This window comes from Psychrobacter pulmonis (genome assembly GCF_904846465.1).
In the GTDB taxonomy this organism is placed as follows: domain Bacteria; phylum Pseudomonadota; class Gammaproteobacteria; order Pseudomonadales; family Moraxellaceae; genus Psychrobacter; species Psychrobacter faecalis.
In genome coordinates this window covers 111,592-129,126 of the sequence record NZ_CAJHAT010000003.1, presented here as the reverse complement: position 1 = coordinate 129,126, position 17,535 = coordinate 111,592, and the positions used below count along the sequence as shown (strand labels likewise).

The 17,535-nt window shown below is 44.5% G+C and carries 7 protein-coding genes and 1 pseudogene; 4 read left to right on the top strand and 4 right to left on the bottom strand.

Annotation, left to right across the window (positions count from 1 at the left end; genetic code table 11):
• Nucleotides 1–4,919: 4,919 nt before the first annotated feature.
• Both JMX70_RS12485 and JMX70_RS06915 read right to left on the bottom strand, forming a co-directional pair.
• Nucleotides 4,920–5,258 (bottom strand): annotated as a pseudogene (locus JMX70_RS12485) (HEAT repeat domain-containing protein); the annotation flags it as partial.
• Between the two features lie 2,189 nt (nucleotides 5,259–7,447).
• Nucleotides 7,448–10,855, bottom strand: coding sequence for a BRCT domain-containing protein (locus JMX70_RS06915; RefSeq protein ID WP_201590773.1), 3,408 nt, complete (start codon nucleotides 10,853–10,855; stop codon nucleotides 7,448–7,450).
• Between the two features lie 640 nt (nucleotides 10,856–11,495).
• On the opposite strand from JMX70_RS06915, the gene rhuM reads away from it, so the two are divergent.
• Both rhuM and JMX70_RS06905 read left to right on the top strand, forming a co-directional pair.
• Nucleotides 11,496–12,488 carry a RhuM family protein gene (gene rhuM / locus JMX70_RS06910; RefSeq protein ID WP_201590771.1) on the top strand — a complete coding sequence of 331 codons (993 nt, stop codon included), beginning with the start codon at nucleotides 11,496–11,498 and terminating at the stop codon, nucleotides 12,486–12,488.
• A 97-nt stretch (nucleotides 12,489–12,585) separates the two neighbouring features.
• Entirely contained in the window at nucleotides 12,586–13,329 is a 744-nt protein-coding gene (locus tag JMX70_RS06905; RefSeq protein WP_201590769.1) for a M90 family metallopeptidase, read from the top strand.
• Nucleotides 13,330–13,449: 120 nt separating this feature from the next.
• Here JMX70_RS06905 and JMX70_RS06900 read toward each other — a convergent pair whose 3' ends face one another.
• Nucleotides 13,450–14,124 carry a hypothetical protein gene (locus JMX70_RS06900; protein ID WP_200662224.1) on the bottom strand — a complete coding sequence of 225 codons (675 nt, stop codon included), beginning with the start codon at nucleotides 14,122–14,124 and terminating at the stop codon, nucleotides 13,450–13,452.
• Nucleotides 14,125–14,378: 254 nt separating this feature from the next.
• Between JMX70_RS06900 and JMX70_RS06895 the strand changes: the two genes are divergently transcribed.
• Nucleotides 14,379–14,864 carry a hypothetical protein gene (locus tag JMX70_RS06895; protein ID WP_201590767.1) on the top strand — a complete coding sequence of 162 codons (486 nt, stop codon included), beginning with the start codon at nucleotides 14,379–14,381 and terminating at the stop codon, nucleotides 14,862–14,864.
• A 443-nt stretch (nucleotides 14,865–15,307) separates the two neighbouring features.
• Here JMX70_RS06895 and JMX70_RS06890 read toward each other — a convergent pair whose 3' ends face one another.
• Nucleotides 15,308–16,435: an alkene reductase gene (locus tag JMX70_RS06890; protein ID WP_201591073.1), complete on the bottom strand. Its 1,128-nt coding sequence runs from the start codon at nucleotides 16,433–16,435 to the stop codon at nucleotides 15,308–15,310.
• A gap of 185 nt (nucleotides 16,436–16,620) precedes the next feature.
• Between JMX70_RS06890 and JMX70_RS06885 the strand changes: the two genes are divergently transcribed.
• Nucleotides 16,621–17,505 carry a LysR family transcriptional regulator gene (locus tag JMX70_RS06885; protein ID WP_201590764.1) on the top strand — a complete coding sequence of 295 codons (885 nt, stop codon included), beginning with the start codon at nucleotides 16,621–16,623 and terminating at the stop codon, nucleotides 17,503–17,505.
• Nucleotides 17,506–17,535: the final 30 nt, after the last annotated feature.

Below are 17,535 nucleotides of genomic sequence, written 5' to 3'. Positions count from 1 at the left end.
TGAGCATCTTGCGCACTTAATCGCTCAAGTAAGGTAAATAGAAGAACTTTGTCATCTGCCGCCAAAGATGCTATTTGCTCGTTTGCTAAATTAGTAAGCGTAGGCACTAGGTCGCTCAGCAAATGATCGTCGCTCGCTTGCCTTGCCAGCAGCCCTAATAAGGCTTGCTGCCAATACTGGCTGACAGCAGTAGCAAGCGCAGTTACGCTACTGATGACAGGTGAGGCTAGCTGATCTCTCAACCAGTCAAATAGGGCATTATCAGGTACGCTGTAGCGGCATGTGATCCACAGCAGATGGGTAATAGTAGTTGCTACCTGTTGTACCTCAGTCAGCCACAAATAGTCTTGGCACATCGCTGGGCGCGCGATGACAGTATCTATTAGAGATTGCCATCGATGCTGCGCGGTGATGAAGTATTGCTTACAGTCAATCTGCATCTGCGTATCAAGATACTCGCGAGGATACTGCGTTAAATAACGCAGGCCTACCTGCTGTATCTGCGCATCAGAGCTTTTCATCAAGCTGTGTAGCGTTGAACGACTCATATCCTGTTTTGCCAACAGCGCATTTTGTAAGATAGTAATCGTCTGAGCGGGCAGCTGATGAAGATGCTCAGTGATGAAAGGCGCCAGCATGTCGATGCTGCTATACGTTACGATGCGTTTTAGGCTAGGCGTTGCTAGAATTGCAAAGTCTTCATCTGAATTTTGTATCGCAGCCCAGTCATAGGGATAAATGTAATCAGCACGGTTGCCCCACAGATTTTGTGCCGCCGTATAAGCGGTTTCCAGTATTTCTTCTTGATCGTTATATTGTTTGAGAATATCTAGCAGTAGGTCTTTATTTGCTTCACTATCATGATGCGATAATAAAGAGATGGCATGCTGCTGCGGATCAAATAGTAACTGCTCATGCAACTGTCGCTGGATGTGGTTGCGGATTTGCGCCCAAGCATTGCTGGTGTTCAACCAACGTAACCCATTTAACCAGTGAGTGATAGCTGGGTTGTAAGGCTGTAATTCAGGGTCTGATAACTGTGACGTTAATAAAGCAAAAATCTGCGCGCTGTATTCAAACTCACCACCCTGCGCGATATGCCCTAATGCTTCACAAGCCACGTCTTGCAGATAATGCTCATTATCTTCAGCCAGTTTGATTAACTTATCATAAGCTTTGTATAGCGTATGCGTTATGTCAGTCGCTTGAGCGTCAGATAATTGTATGGAAGTGCGAGAATCAACATGCATCATCTCACCAATGGCAAGCACACTACGCCGACGAATATTACCATCGGTATGGTAATCCATACTCGCCATTAAGGTGCTTAAACCCTCACTATTGCCGCAAAGCGCCAAACCTTCGGCTGCCAAAAATGGTATTGACGCCTCTTTGTTTGATAGCGCCTTTTTGAGTATGTTTTTCAGGACGCCTGCATTATTTTTGCGTTTTTTTGCACGGTAAGCGACGGCTTCGATCAGGTTTTGGATATATTTGGCAGGCAGTTGCTCATAAGACAATGCCAATGCTTTATCAATACGAACAGCAATATCCTCATTTTCCTTGGTCATGCTTTTGCTAATAACGTTTTTATCGGCGATATCTTCATCAATAACAGTATCTTGCGTCCATATCGCAGGTATCCATGCAAGTGATTTTAACAGTTGAGCGGCATGGGTATAGTCGGCATAGCGAAGGAGCAAGATGAATAAAGACAGCAGTGCTTCAGGATCTCTTGGATGCTGGCGTTGTAGCCAGCGCAAATCTTTGTCCTCATCCAAATAATCATAAATGGGTTGATCGTAGCCACTTATCATTACAAGCGCATCAAATAGCTGCTGGCGCTCTTTATGTGAGTGCGGTGCTGGATGCTCAAACAGTTTTTGTAAGCGGTGGCGTAAAGGTGCTGCCATGTGTGTATCACGAAGCGTACCAATAGTTTGATACAAGTCAGCATTTGACAGTTTGAGTGTTGGATTATCTAGCAAGTCCAATAGCTTTTTGCAGGCTGTCTGAGCCACTTGCTCAACAATTTGCTCAACAATGTTTTTATCAAAAGCTTCATCGACATTATTATTATGCGTCGCCGCTTTCACACGCTTGCAAGACTGCAATACCTGAGTAATAAGCGATAAAACTTGTCCCTGCTCGTATTTATTTGTGCTGTCCATCAAAAAGGTGAATAGCTCGTCAATGAGTCCAGTATCATTAAGCTTTGTATTATTAAACGCGGTATCGGTAAACAATACCTCGTCAAACTCGATGAGTTGCATAAAGGCCTGATAACGTGCCTGCCAGTCGTGACAATGGCGCGCTTGTAATAAAAAGGTCAGCTTGTCTTGGCGTAACGCTTGCTCTGATAGCACCTGATTAGAAGTATCCATTACCGTCGTAGCTGTGGTGGCCGAATTGGAAGCGCGAGTCGTGACTTGACGCCACTCACTAACCAGTTGGCGCAAAAGTGGTAAGCTCTCGGTATGCAGTGCCATCAAGCTGGCGGGCAGATGACCCATACGCTCTTTTAATAGCTGATAAGTTTCTTCAGCCAGCAACTGATGATTGGTGAGCAGTAATTCTTTCAGCTGTTTATTAACAATGGCCTCATCCTTACTATCAATCAGACAATGCAAACCGCGCTTGACCATGTCACGATAAGGCGTACTCATTGCATACTCTGCCAGCTTTGACGCCGGCACAGGTAGCTTAGTCAAGCAATCCCATGCCAGCTCGCGCGTCACGATATGAGGACGGTGCAGTAGCGGTAACAGCGCACGACTGACACTGTCCGACCAATCGATAGTCCTAGCTTGATTGCTGTCGGCAGATGCAGTATCTGTGATTGATGCCAAAGGTTGTTTGGTCAGCCACATTAGTCCGCGAATTGCTTGCTCAGTGCTGCTGTTGTCATTGTCGCTTTCACGAATCACACCAAGCCAAGCGCCAAACGCAAGTGTCTGGTAGCTATGGGCAATGTCGCTGCTGCTTAAATCTTGCTGACTGATATCATCGGTAACCATTGAGCTGTGATGACGCTGAAGTAACGCCTCGATACTGCGTTGCCACTCTTGTAAGATATTAAATACTTGTGCCTCATCGTCATAAGGTTGCTGCGTCAGTAGACGAGACAACTTGCCTAATACTGCCACCGCTTGAGCGCGTATCAAAGGTTTCTCGTGCTGGGTCAAGTGTGCAAATTGCTGCAAGCTTGCAACATTGACCGTACTCACTATGCTGGCACGTGCGTCAGTTGTACTACTTGTCTCTGATGATAATATCAGTATCTTTGGGTGGGCAGACAAAATGCTATCAATCTTCTGAGAGAGGTATTTACTGAGGTATTGCCAATTGGATATCAGGGGTAAATTAAAGCGTGCCAATACGTGCGCATAAACAACGGCAGTCTCATTGTCTGAAAAACTAAGCGTCTCAATCAAACGCTCAGGTCGCATAAGCGGCGATGCTGATTGTGATACTAAGGCATCAAATATGAGTAATAATCTGGCCGCTGGCGCATAGTATTGAGTATCAAATAAAGCACGCAACTGCTGTGCCTCAGTAATACCCAAACCTGCACGCGCTTGTAGCCACTCAATAGCGCCAATAGGCTCGACAAGATGGCGCAGACTATCTCTATGACTGTCGTTGGTACGAGTGCTGCTGCTCGATACATTGGTTGATGTATTGCTAAAAAAGTATTGGCCGCGACTATCTCCCCAAACCGCCAATGCCAAACTGGCTGATTGACGAATGAGGGGGCGCTCGTCTTTTTGCCATGTGGCCAATACGTCAGCCACTTCAGCATCTTGTGCGGAAGCAATGTACATGAGCTTGGGCGCAAGTGCTTTAAAATCTGCATCGGGATGATGTAGGTAACGCGCATACCAGTCTAAAGCGTGGTATTTTTGAGGATCACAGAGTGTTGCCAATCCTGTCAGCGCCTCAGCAATATGGTGATGCCACTGCTTGTAATCCTCATTGTTTTTCTTATCGTTGGCGACTACTGGCATCTCTTTATTCAGGTACTGTGCAAACACTGCATAAGCGTTTTCTTCGTACTGCGTTTTTAGTGGTTCAGGGTAGATATGAGACTGTCTTGCCAGCAATTTAGCAACGGTCAACTGAATATCAGGGTAAGGGCTGTTTAATCCTGCGGTGAGTAATGCCTCATGATCGCTCAGATTTATATTATTACTCTTGCCACTATCGTTATTAGCGTGGTTAATTGGATTGAACGAAATGCCAATATCAGCCACCGTCAAAGCGACCTCTAATGCTTGTTGGCGCAAGTCCATGCTGTCGTCGGCTAATAAATTGACTAAGGCAGGCATTAAAGCGCGCAGCTGCCGAGTGCTGGCTTTGGTTTGTAAATAGTTAAGTGCCAAACGTTTGATATCAAGGTAAGGGCTGGCAAGCGCGGTCAACATCAGATCGTCAAGCCCGAGACGTTTGCTATTTTTAAGAGCAGTATCAAACGCTTGCTTGCGAACATTAGCAAAATTATCTGCAAACAGTAACGTCATAACCGCTTGATATGTGTCTACGCTGTCCGGTGTCACAGCTGGCTTTGATGCGCTTTGTAGCAGTAACCGCTGCCATTCTTCTAGTGCCACTTGATGCACATCTTCAAACAGACTGTGCTGTAGCTGCTCAATCATGCTTATGATTGCAGCTTTGGAAACGCGTTCAAGCGCTCGATTGAGGAGTACTTTTACCACTTCTAAGCGAATACTGGTAAAAGGGTTGTTAAGCGCTTGCTCTAGTATATTGCTCATACTTGATGAATTGAATGACGTTTTTTTGTCATTGAGCACTTGTGTCAGCAGTATCGCAAGCGCGCGCTCATGAATGTCTTGGTGTTTTGAAGCAAAACCAAACGCTACCCAAGATAGATCATCATTGACGAGCTTACCTAAGGCACTCATTGCGACTTGGCGCACACTTGCGTCCTTATCATCCAGCAAGGTGGGCAAAATGGCTTTACCATCAGCTAGCTTTAGATGTCCTAAGGCGGCAGCGACCCCTGCGCGAATGAACGCATCATTCTCATGATGCATGAACCGTATTAAGGTGCCAAAGGCGCGCTCATCCTTTAAGCAGGCAAGTGCATAGGCGGCGCGAAAACTAATGTCTTCGTAGTGATTACTCAGGTTTTGTAATAAAGGCTCAAGGCTTGAATTACTCAATATTGGATGCGGTACTACTGTCTTAGTGGTTTTTGATACGGTTTTTCTTGGCGTTTGAGTGGTGCTTTTATCCATGATGTTTTTTTGCGCTGTTGAGGCAGCAAAATTTTGTGTACTTAACGTAAGGCTGATGGCAGAGCTTTCATCTGCCGCGCTTTGATTGGTGACCACAGTCGCATTTTTGTTTTGAGATTCAGTCTGTGTTCCTATGGAAATAGTTAATAGCGCATCATGATAAGACGTACGCTTATCCGCTTTTACATTATCAAAGGCCGTACCGCGCAATAAGCGAAAATCATCAAAGTCGGTCAATGTGCGTAGTAACTGAGCGTCTTCTTGGGCATGGGCTTGTTGCTTTAAGGCAGTGATGAGCTCAGGCTGCGCCAGTAAAGCGGCATAAAAGGCAGTTTGTCTGACTTCGGCTTGATGGTGGCTTTGTAGCAACATCAGCTGGCGCGACACTTCTGGGTTGTCTAACAAACCGCGCTGATAGAGTCGAATCAGTCCTGCCTGAATAGTGTCAGGGTAGCGGCTATCTAAAGCCATAAAATCTGCTTTTGGGCTGGAATCAGGCAGTAAGTGCTCAAGTGATGCCAAGGCTTGCCGACGAATAGGCAACATGGAGTGCGATAATGCTGTCTGAAAAATTGGTAAAATACGAGACTGTTTGTCCGCATCATGAACGGCAATTTTTAGATAGTTCTGTAGCGCAGCGCTAATGATGTCTTCGTTAGCGCGTCCAAGGGCGTATTCTAAATAGGCAGGTAGTGCATGAGGACTTGCTGTATGCGTGGCAGCGATAGCCAGACCCTCAAAAGCAGCAAGGCGGACGCTGCTGCCGCGTGGTGAGTTGAGCTGCTCTTCGAGTATCGGTAAGCGCGTATCAAGCGTCGTGCCAGCTAGCCAATGTACTAACTGCAAAGCATGGCTTGTGCTCAAGCTATTGCCACGGTCTGCTAACAGGCGTCCAACCAACTTTATCGTCTGATGACTCGCTTGTGATTCAAGCAATGCCATGCCATCCAAAAATGCCGCTTCACTGTTATTACTACTGTCGGTTAATAGCTTCTGAAGTCGATGGTATCCATCTTCAATGATAGTAGCAACGGTCAACAGCTTACTGTTTTGCGTCTCATCAATCGGTGAAAAACGTAAACTTTGATCTGACCCAACCGCCAACAGGGCCGGTTTTTCTGCATAAGTTGTGTATACCAATAGCTGCGTTTTACTGAGGTCATCTTTGCAGGTGTTTGGTTGGCCTTTATCAAACGCCCATGACTTAATGCTACTGTCATTAGCACCAGTAAATAGGCGCGTATACGAGACACAAAGCGCAGTAATCATCTGACTATGCTGGCTTGACTTGGCTCTATCTATTGCTTGTAGCTCGCCTTGTACATGCGTGCGATAAAGCTGTTTGTCTGCGCCTGCTGAAAAGAAATAATGACCAATAGGCTCAAAACATAATGCATTGACACGGCCTTGATGTAGTAACTTACTACTACTTTGTATTAGTTGGCCACTGGCATTCATATCAGCATTATTTAGCCATTGATAACTACTGACATTACCAAGATCGTCACCTATTACCAGCCATTTACCATCACTTGATGCCGCAAGAGCAGTGGCTTTTTGAGTTTTATTGTCAGTACAAGGCTGCACAACAATCTGATTAACCATCGCCTGCATTGATAATTTTGAAGAAGTATGACCAGCAAGCGGACAGACGACTATGTAATTCGGATACAGCACGACAATAGCTTGATGCAACGTGGCCATAGCAATTGCTTGTGGGCTGCGCTTCATTGATAAGGATTTATCGTTAACCCCAGTAATACTCGTGAATAGCGACTCTTGGCTGATTTTATGAATTGTCTCTCCTTGCCAATCTGTCTGATATAAATTCCCGTCACAGCCAAGTAATATAATAGTGTCATCTGACGTCGTGATGGCATCCATGGCACAAGGCAAGGCAGCGGTTGCTAAGCTTACTTGCTCACCACTATTATCGAGTCGATACAAGGTTTCAGTGCTGTTTTCAGCATCCAATGGCTTGCGAGTAATAAACAAACTTCGGCCTTGCGTTACTGGTAGCGCGGCTGTTTTTGTGGTTTTTTGCGTCGCATACTCAGTCGTAGGCTGTCTACTGACCAACCCTATGATTTGACCCCAATAGGGTAGTGTGGTTGTTTTCATGATCTAATCTCAGTTGAAATGGCGTCGTATGGTGTGATCATCTTTCTTATTTGTTTGCTACTTACTTTTTAACTTGAGCGCGCTGTTATTGGCTGTAAATGGTTGGATAGCTTGGGATAGCGATGCAATAAGCGCGTGACTGCGACCAAACACGCATGACGCTCCATCTTGCCTGCAGAATGGGTAAAGGTGTACAACAAAGGCATGATCAGCGTAGCAAAATGTTCATCCGCTAATCCCACATCACGGAATGTTTCAATCAATGCCAGCTTTGCTTGGCTGGCAGGTATGGGTTTATGTGAGAGGGTTTGCTCCTGATCTGCTAGCTCATTTGTCTTATCAGTGCGTTTCCCATACTTGGTATGACGACTTTGTTCGTTTTTTGCCAGACTTGGTCGCTCGCTACTTTGAGGGGTGCTCAATCTTCCTGGTGGCAGCTCAAACAGACCGCGCCGCAAGAGCATTAATAACTGATTTAAGTCAGCAGGTGGATTGGTTGACCAGTCGTTTGGCTGAGTATATGTGGTAGTTTTTGTGTCAGTCTTATCATACTGGTCTGCTGGCTGCCAATGTGGTGAAACATGACGCGCTTTGTACTGCTGCCAAAGCATGGTTACTGCTGAATAGCGTACTTCACGATCAGCACTTTGACTTAATATATAGAGAGACTGCGGGTTTTGAAATTGACGATGGCGCTGCAATAATGTCATACCAAGCTGCCGCGCCAGTCGTTTTTTACTGCCAATGAATGCATTGAGAATGGTCTCATTGAACTGCTCTACAGGCACATGGTAGGTGCGATTGCTGACAGAGGGTGCTGCCAATAGTGCTTGCTGTAATAACTGCGTCACCTCAAGATAAGGCGATTCTGCTATTATCAGCCACAGCGCAGGTGTTGGCGACCATTTGGCCAGCTCATACTTTGTGAGTAACATCCCAAAATTGCGCAGCGCTTGCTGTGTACTTTGCAATAATGGTATGACGCGTTCGGCACTGAAGAAGGAAGAAGGAATAATAGCATCAGGATCGACAGGTCTGTCCGTTAATGCCATACAGATCTGCTCGTGATGATGACTCAGATAACTGATCGCAAGCTCACTGATAGGAGCGTTAGGATCATCGATCGCCATCGACCACAAGACCTCAGCACCTGCTACGGTATCGTCTTTGGATGCGGCGCGTGATTGTCCTGTTAGCATCTGCAAAAATGCCGTTTCTGATATAATTTTGAGCGGTGCCCCTCCAGCGATTAATTCTTCTGCTTTGAGTTGCTTACTGCCTTTACGGCCAGCGCCATATAGAGGAGAGCCGTCATCACCGATTACCAGATAGTCCAGCTTGGCATTTACCGCACTACTTATCGCGCCATTTGCGGCCTTGACCAGCTTTTCAGCATCGCCTCGGCTCATGCTTTGCATTTTGCCAGTGAACAAGTAACGCTGATTGCCTAGGTCGACAGTGATATTATCAATGACATCAGTAGTATGAATAGCGTTTGTGTCGTTAGACAGGTTTTCCTCTGACAACTTATTTTGATTGGTCGCAAAATCTGCTGGCAAGAAACCTTTATTGATGCGCTCAATCGCAAATTCTCGATAATGCGAATGCTCGCTGTGCGCAAGTGTCATGAGCCAATCAAATCCCAACTGAGTTGGCACAAACCTACGGACATCGGCCAACCAACCACGCACGGTATCAGCTAAATATTCATCAAAGGTCAGATCTTTTTGCCACTGTTTGACCGTATTTACATTTGAATTGCTTATACCTAGATTGTCATGCGAATGGGTAAAATAGGGAGAGGTTTTCAGCTGTGCAATTTCTCTACTGCTATGCCAATCAGGCTCATAGGCAAGAGCGTGCCAATAGGGCATTTGTATTTTGCCAGCTGACAAAATATCTTCATTAATCCAATCGATGATTGTTTGTTGAGCCAGCGGATGTAGTAATAGATACTGCCATACATTAGTATCCACTACGCTCAGATCGAGACGTTTGAGCTCTTGCAGTGCAAAGTTCATGCACAGATAGTTGCTGTCACTATCTGTGGAAGTATCCAGTTGTACTGCCAGACGGATAAAATACTCAACGCCAAGTTCCTGTGCGCTGTATAGCTCAGGCAGTCTGCGTATAGCAAAGCGCGTGCTGTAACGCTGATTACTGATCAAGCGCTCAAAAAACCATTCAGCAGTCAGATCACGGCGCGTGAAGTGCTTACTAAGTTGTTCAGCTGCAATACTATGATGATAAGATGTATCTAGTAACTGCCCCCAACCTGACACCCCAATATCATTGACAGGATGACGGCTTAAAATAATATTGATTGCAAAGCTGCGCATAGGCTCGTGATCTGACACAGCAAGCATCATTAGTTCTGATAGCGGTAGTGCTTGTGCGTAGCTTTTGGCATAGTCAATGGCATATTGATAAGCGGCAGAATGGTTCGAATGTAATAACTTGAGTACCACCTCATGTAACCCAAGCGGCACAAATTTAGACTTCTCAAAGTGTGGTGATTGCTCAATCAGCCATACAATCATCTCATCGCGCGCTTGACTGTGTGCATAGCCTGCCGATAAGTATTGAATAGTCTCACAGCTTACATCACGCATCTGAATCTTAAAATCATGCTTTAAGCTATCTGTCGAAAATTGCCGTATGGCCTCGTTTTTCGCTGTTGCCAATAATCTGATAAGCGGTTCAGCATCTCGTTGCCACGCTTCTTTAAAAGCCCGACCTTTATTGTCAAATAACTTGCGCGGTGTGTGGCTATGAAAGCGATTGACGCCATAATCTGCTGAATTGTGAAAGCAGATGTGATTGAGCACCCAACTATTGATTTGTGGCAATTGACCGACGGTCATGGTCTCATCATAGCTGGCAAGCACAGAAACGGCTGCCTCAATATAGCCCGCTGGCATCTGCTGACCAAGTTTCCGCAGATAACGCCATGCCCTAAGGCTCATATAGGTTTTGGTAGCAAGACTGACAGAATCTCGAGCGCTTTGATCAAAACGATGTAAGTCTACTTTGGCAGCGATAGGCGCAAAAATTTCATAATCTTGCTCATACTCAGCTGCTTTATAAATGTATTTTAACCCGCGCCAAACGCCGTAACTTAAGGGCAACTTATTGATGGCTTGCTTTAAAATGGCTCTTGAATAGGTACTTCCATCGTCCCAAAGTGCTATTAATATTAAGTAGATTTTGTAGCGATCAGGAAGAGAATAAGTGCCTTCATCTGACTCTACAGTTGCTATCATTGCCACACGTTCTGCAAACTGTATTTCAGGATGTTGCTGACGGAACGAATAACTTAGGATCTTATTTAAAAATCGCTCAAATGTTAGCTCGTCATCTGCTATCGTCGACTCAGATAACGGATCAGGTTGCTGGGCTAATAAACAAAGCTTTTCGACCAAGCTTGGGTCTTGTACCTGCCAAGCGTGCTGAATGTGTTCGAACGACAGACTCATAGAGGTTTGCCTTAAATAATAATGTGGTCAGCGAATGATGTTTGTGAGCATATAAAAGCTTATTTGAGAATAAATATCAAGAACTTTTGTTAATAAAAAATAAAAACACGACATTATATGACGCGCCAATAAATAAGTAGAAATGCGCGACACTATATGACGCATACGTCTCAAAAAACCTAAATATTGAACAAAGATTGATTGACAGACTGATTAGGATTAAGGCAAAATAGGGATGTTGTGAGATTTAGCGTTTCGCCGTTTTCGGTGAAGGACGATGCTGCGTCGTCCACGAGTCAAGCCATTACATTTTACCCAAGGAAAACTGTTTCAGTCCTGCTAATACCTAGATAGTGCCCCTAGTGTCATTAGCTCGCTGGCGCAACCACGCAATCGTGGTTGAGCTAATGCACTAGGGGCACTATCTAGGTGCAGTCCAGTGAGTCTTCCATGTACCAGGTTATGAGGTAGATTACACAACACCGAATTAGACATCGCTATGATGCTATTCAAAACCACTAAACCCAAGTCATCAAGTATATGTTGACTTGGGTTTTTTGTTATCTCTATTACTATCAGTGTATTTAAACTATAGACTGTATTTAGCGAAATAATCTATATAAGGATAGAGGCTGTATCAATGAAAGTGGCTGAAAATAACGATAACTCAATCATTGAGATATATGAAAGCGCTGATGGAAAGGCACAGGTAGACGTACGTTTTGAGCAAGAGACTGTCTGGCTTACGCAAGCACAAATGTCTGAGCTGTTTGGTCGTGACCAATCAGTGATTTCGCGTCATATTGCCAATGCTATAAACGATGAAGAAATTGCTGAAAAAAGCAATATGCAAAAAATGCATATTGCAAATTCTGATCGCCCTGTGACGTTTTATGACTTAGATGTGGTTATCTCAGTAGGCTATCGCATCAAGTCCCCTCAAGGTGTGCAGTTTAGACGCTGGGCAACGCAGCGCTTACGTGAATACTTGGTCCAAGGCTACACGCTCAATCAAGAGCGCTTTGATAAAAATTCAAGCGAGCTACAACAAGCGTTAAATTTAATTCGAAAAACCGCGCAAAGTCCCGAGCTGAAAACCGATGAAGGTCGCGGCTTGGTTGAGATTATCAGCCGTTATACACAGACATTCTTATGGTTACAGCGCTATGATGAAGGCTTGCTTGACGATCCCGCAGGGCAAGAGGGCGGTATCTTACCCAGTCTAACTGAGGCAATGGCAGCGCTGACGGATTTGAAAGCACAGCTGATAGATAGAGGTGAGGCGACTGAGCTATTTGCCAAGCCTCGCGGTGATGGCTTGGACAGTGTGCTGGGTAATTTAGAGCAGACGGTGTTTGGCGCGCCTGCATACCCAACCATCGAGAGTAAAGCGGCGCACCTGCTGTACTTTATGGTCAAAAATCATCCTTTTACCGATGGCAATAAACGCAGCGGCGCTTTTTTGTTTGTAGATTTTCTGCATCGGAATAATCGACTGCTCAATGATAAAGGTGATATGGTCATCAATAACACAGGCCTTGCCGCATTAACCTTATTGGTTGCCGAGTCTGACCCCAACCAAAAAGAAACCTTGATTAAATTGATTATGAATATGCTGTCCTTAGAGTCTTGATAAACAGGTTTATTGTCAGCACCATTTAACCACTTAAAAACACATAACGCTAATAATAAAAAGCACAGTCTAACGACAAAATTAAAGGAAACTCACTATGTTTAGCATGATAAAAGACTGGCGCGAGCAGCGCATATTAGACAACAGCGAGTTTGCCCATGCTGACTGGCTGCAAGCGGCTAAGCGTATTGTGATACTTGATAGGCTAGACGAGGATGAGCTAATACGTCTGTTTGAGCTGGCGACGTTATTTTTGGCGGATAAGTCGATTACTGGCGCACAGGGTTTTGAGATTACCGACGCGGTCAAGCAATCTATCGCCTTACAAGCTTGCCTCCCTATTTTAAACCTAAACCTTGAGTGGTACGCTGGCTGGTCGGCCATTATTATTTATCCAGGTTCTTATAAAAGCGAAATCACCACTGTCGATGAGTTGGGGATTGTCCATGAGGGCAGTCAGCACCGTAGCGGAGAAGCGTGGCTGCGCGGGCCTGTCATTCTGTCATGGAAGGATGCCAAACACTCAGGCGAGCGCGATGGTCACAACGTGGTCATTCATGAGTTTGTGCATAAGCTTGATATGCTAAATGGTCGTGCCAATGGCTTTCCGCCGCTGCAACCTGATATGGATCCGGCGCACTGGACCAAGATTATGAGCCGAGACTTTGAGGATTTTCAAAGCCATCATAAATCAGGTCTCGACCGTTATGGCGCGACCAATCCAGCGGAGTTCTTCGCGGTACTGAGTGAAGTGTTTTTTGAAACGCCGCAAAAGCTGATTGAGGCTTATCCTGATATTTACGACATAATGGTGAAATTTTTTCGCCAAACGCCGCTCTAATCAAAAGTGAATATATAGCAATAAAAGCAAATAAAAAGGGCAGTGTATTGACTTAATAGCACTGCCCATTATTGTTGGCTTTTATGACTGTAAGCGCTTGTTTTTGTATCTAAAAATTATTTAAACCGTCCATTGTTCATTGACGATAGCGACCAAATAGCGCTTGCCTTGGTACTCATCAAACACTAAGCGTAGGATACGCCAATCCATACCAGAGTATTGCTCTGAGCCTTTATGGTAAAACTCAACAAACTCAGAATTGGGATAAATTTCTTTTAAATTATTAATCATATTGCCGCTGTGCTTAAACTCGTTAACGCTGATACTGGCATTGTTATAGGTATCGCCATCGACCCACGTTTCCAAGTATTCTGGGAGCGGAATCACTAACGGCTCACCAGACCCATCACGTTCACCCCAAGTAAAGCGGATTTTAGATTGTTGTAAGTACTGCGCAAACTGCTCGCGGCTAAAGACTTTATCAGTCTCAGGGCGCACATAGGCATACATAGAAAAACGCACGCCGCGCGTCGGATGAATGTCGTTGGTAATGCGCGCAAAGTCGTTGTTCGCTAGGGCTCGCTGGATACGTAAAGCTTGCTGCTTAAGCGTTTGCTGGCTCATATCGGAGACAACGGGTGCTGAGGTGTTGCCATTTTGTTGGCTGGGTATTTTGACGCTAGACTCAGCGGAAGATGAGCAGCCAGTCGCGAAAAGTATGGAAGCAAAGCACGCAGCAGTGGTTAATTTATACAAACCTGACTGAAAAATATTAAAACGAGATGATGCCTTCATAAAAATATCCTTATCGTAGCTTATTAAAATTAGAATAGCTTGAAACCTAGGTTATTACTGGTTTACATCGGTGTTCGCTTATCAGTAGCGATTATTTATCAATAGTACTCATAACTGCCTAAAGTTGATAATGTTGCTGTGTAAACGGGGTTTTGGTTTAAAAGCTTAATTGACATAATAATAGCGTAAAATGATGGTTTATATTCTTTTTTATGAATATAATACATCATAAGTCGTAGCCGATGGAGAGCGCCATGCAGAAAACTATATTTTCTATCATGATGTTAATCATAGGGTTTTTTGCCATATCTGCGACCGCCAATCTAACAGAAGCCTTGCAGACGACGTTTGCCATGAAAGTCACGACCATCGCAGATATGTACCAACAAGATATCGATAATCAGGGTCAGGATTATCCAGTGGTTTTGCACCAATATGGCAGCCCAGAGCTAAAAGCGGCCATGCAGCTTGAGCGGGATTATTTTGATAGAGAGCAAATGTCTTGTCATATCGGTTATGATGTTTTATGGAGTTCGCAAGATCCTGATTATGAGCAAGATAAGCAATTTGCAGTGACCGAGCAAGGATTGGTGCAAGTCAGTTTGGCACAAGGCGATGATGTGTATTATGAACTGTCATGTAAAAGCGTTGGTCATGACGTGGCTTGCCAAGTGACGGATATCATCCTAGATAAGGATGGAAAATCTTTACGCGAGTATTTGCTAGAGCATTGTCGTTAGCTGGCGCTGAGGTTTTAAATGAATTTTAAAGTCGGTGCTGGTATTAATATTAAATGCGAAGATGAATATTGTAGATATTTAAGTTTGGCTGGAAACGAACGACAATTATGACAGATGAAGTTAGATAAAAATGTTGTGTACATAACTCTTAAGACCGTTGGTTTGTTTTCGCATAATGTATATTATGTTAAATAGACTGTTTTAGAGTCACTGATAGCATGGGTTTTGAGCGTCGGATAAAGTCCGACATATCCTACTAATATGCGTATCAGCCTGTCTTTCAAACTTTTATTCATTGCGTCTACCAACTGATAAATACTGACAAATAGAATATCTTTAAAATTATATGCGTTTTTGCAGCGTCATTGCACCGCTTATAGCCATCGCTTGCTGCGGTGAAAACAAGGCCGTAACTAACCTTGTTTTATGCACTACTTTTTTGACTATTCTTGATAGCGAGGATAATCACTATAGCCAATGGCAGTGCCACCATACATCGTGGCAGGATCTGCCTCATTGAGTGGCCAATGATTGGCTATGCGTTCAGGTAAATCGGGATTAGCAATAAAAGGACGACCAAAAGCAAATAAATCCCCATAACCTTTAGATAATATATCGACCGACTTCTGCACAGTGTATTTACCCGCATAAATAATACGTCCTGAAAACTCAGCTCTGACCGCTTGATAAAAAGGCTCTGGCAAATCAGGCGCATTATCCCAATCAGCCTCTGCAATGGATAAGTAAGCAATGCCCGCCTGTTCAAGTACTTTAATCGCTTCAATATAGGTATGATGAGGGTCTGCTTCTACTAAGCCTAGATACACACGAGTCTCATCCGTGCTGGCAAATAAAGGCGCAAAACGTACGCCTAAACGATCAGCGCCAACCACTTCACTGACGGTGGCAACCACTTCTTTTAAAAAACGCAGACGATTGGTCAAAGAACCACCATATTGATCATCACGTATATTGCTATGCTCAGAGATAAATTGATTGACCAAATACCCATTGGCACAGTGTAGCTCTACCCCATCAAAACCTGCTTCTAGTGCGTTGCGCGCGGCTTGTGCATACATAGCGACCAATTCACCCACTTCTTCTGTGCTCAGTGCCCGTGGCTCACTTGGGTCGGCTAAAGCGCCCTCGCCTGGACCTGTCTCAATAAATACTTTGACGTTAGTGGCAGTAATGGCAGATGGAGCGATAGGCTGCGCTTGATTGGGTTGTAAGCTGGTATGAGACACGCGGCCAACGTGCCAAAGCTGCGCAAAAATAATACTGCCTTTAGCATGTACTGCTTGCGTGACTTTTTTCCAGCCTTCAATTTGCGCTGGTGAATGAATACCCGGCGTCCATGCGTAACCTTGGCCACGCGGCTCAATCTGTGTACCTTCAGTCACCATAAAACCTGCTGAGGCGCGCTGTGCATAATAGCTTGCCATTAAATCATTAGGGATATTGTCAGGTTGCGTGCTACGAGAGCGCGTCAAAGGCGGCATCACGATACGGTTTTTAAGGGTATAAGGTCCAAGTTGTACAGATGAAAATAACGCACTGGTATTTGGCATAGTTGGCATAGCTTGTTTCATAACACTCTCTTTTAAAGCAAACGGATAGGCTTGTTTTTTGAGCCACTGAATCTACTTTTAGGTTTAATGGGCTGCTTAAGTAATGTTGGTTAGCATAGAGTTTTATAGGTACAATTAGAAACAAGCCTTTCTTGTTTAGGGTACAACTATTAATGGTAAGTGTTATGAATGGTATGAATCGGCTAGATATCAAGCAGCTTAGAGTATTGCAGGCACTACTTGATCTACAAAATCTCTCGCAAGTTGCGCGCAAAATGGGACTGACGCAACAAGCGATTAGTGAGCAGTTGCGTAAGCTACGGGATTTGTTTGATGATCGTTTGTTTATTCGTCAAGGTAATAGCATGGTGGCAACACCAAAAGCACTAGCGATGCGGCAACCGATTGACGAGATATTAAAACAGTTGGAAGTATTGTTAGAGCCAGAAGTGTTTACGCCGCAAACCTACAAAGGCGTCTTTACGATTAGTGCAACCGACTATGCGACGCAGGCATTATTGCCGCAGTTATTTAGTACCACACGCCGTGAAGCGCCTCATTTAAAGCTGATAGTGAGAGATTTTGCCTCAGACAATATCAATCAGCTTATTGCGGCAGGTGAACTTGATTTGCTGATTACTTTTCCAGAGTTTATCCCTGATAATTTATCGTATGTGACGCTATTTGAAGAACAGCATTTATGTGTGACGGGTTATAAAAACACCTTTGCAACAGAGATATTCACACTGGCGCAAGTTGCCGCACACCCGCAGCTGGTGGTATCGCCTTCGCGTGCCAATTTGCGCGGATCGCATGATCAATGGTTTGCAGAAAAAGGGCTTAAACGCCATATTGTGATGTCAGTTCCTAGCTTTTCAGCCGTGCCAGATATCCTACACACCACCGACATGATTGCCTTTTACCCTGCGCGACTATTACCAAATAGTAAAGTTAAAGAGATTGAAATCGAAGCATTACCGCCTACCTTTAAGGTAATCGCGGCATGGCATCCACGTACCAGTGACAGTGGTATACATCGCTGGTTAATTGAGCAATTACGAAATTTATAGTTAAAAGATTAGCCTGTCTTAAAGTCATCT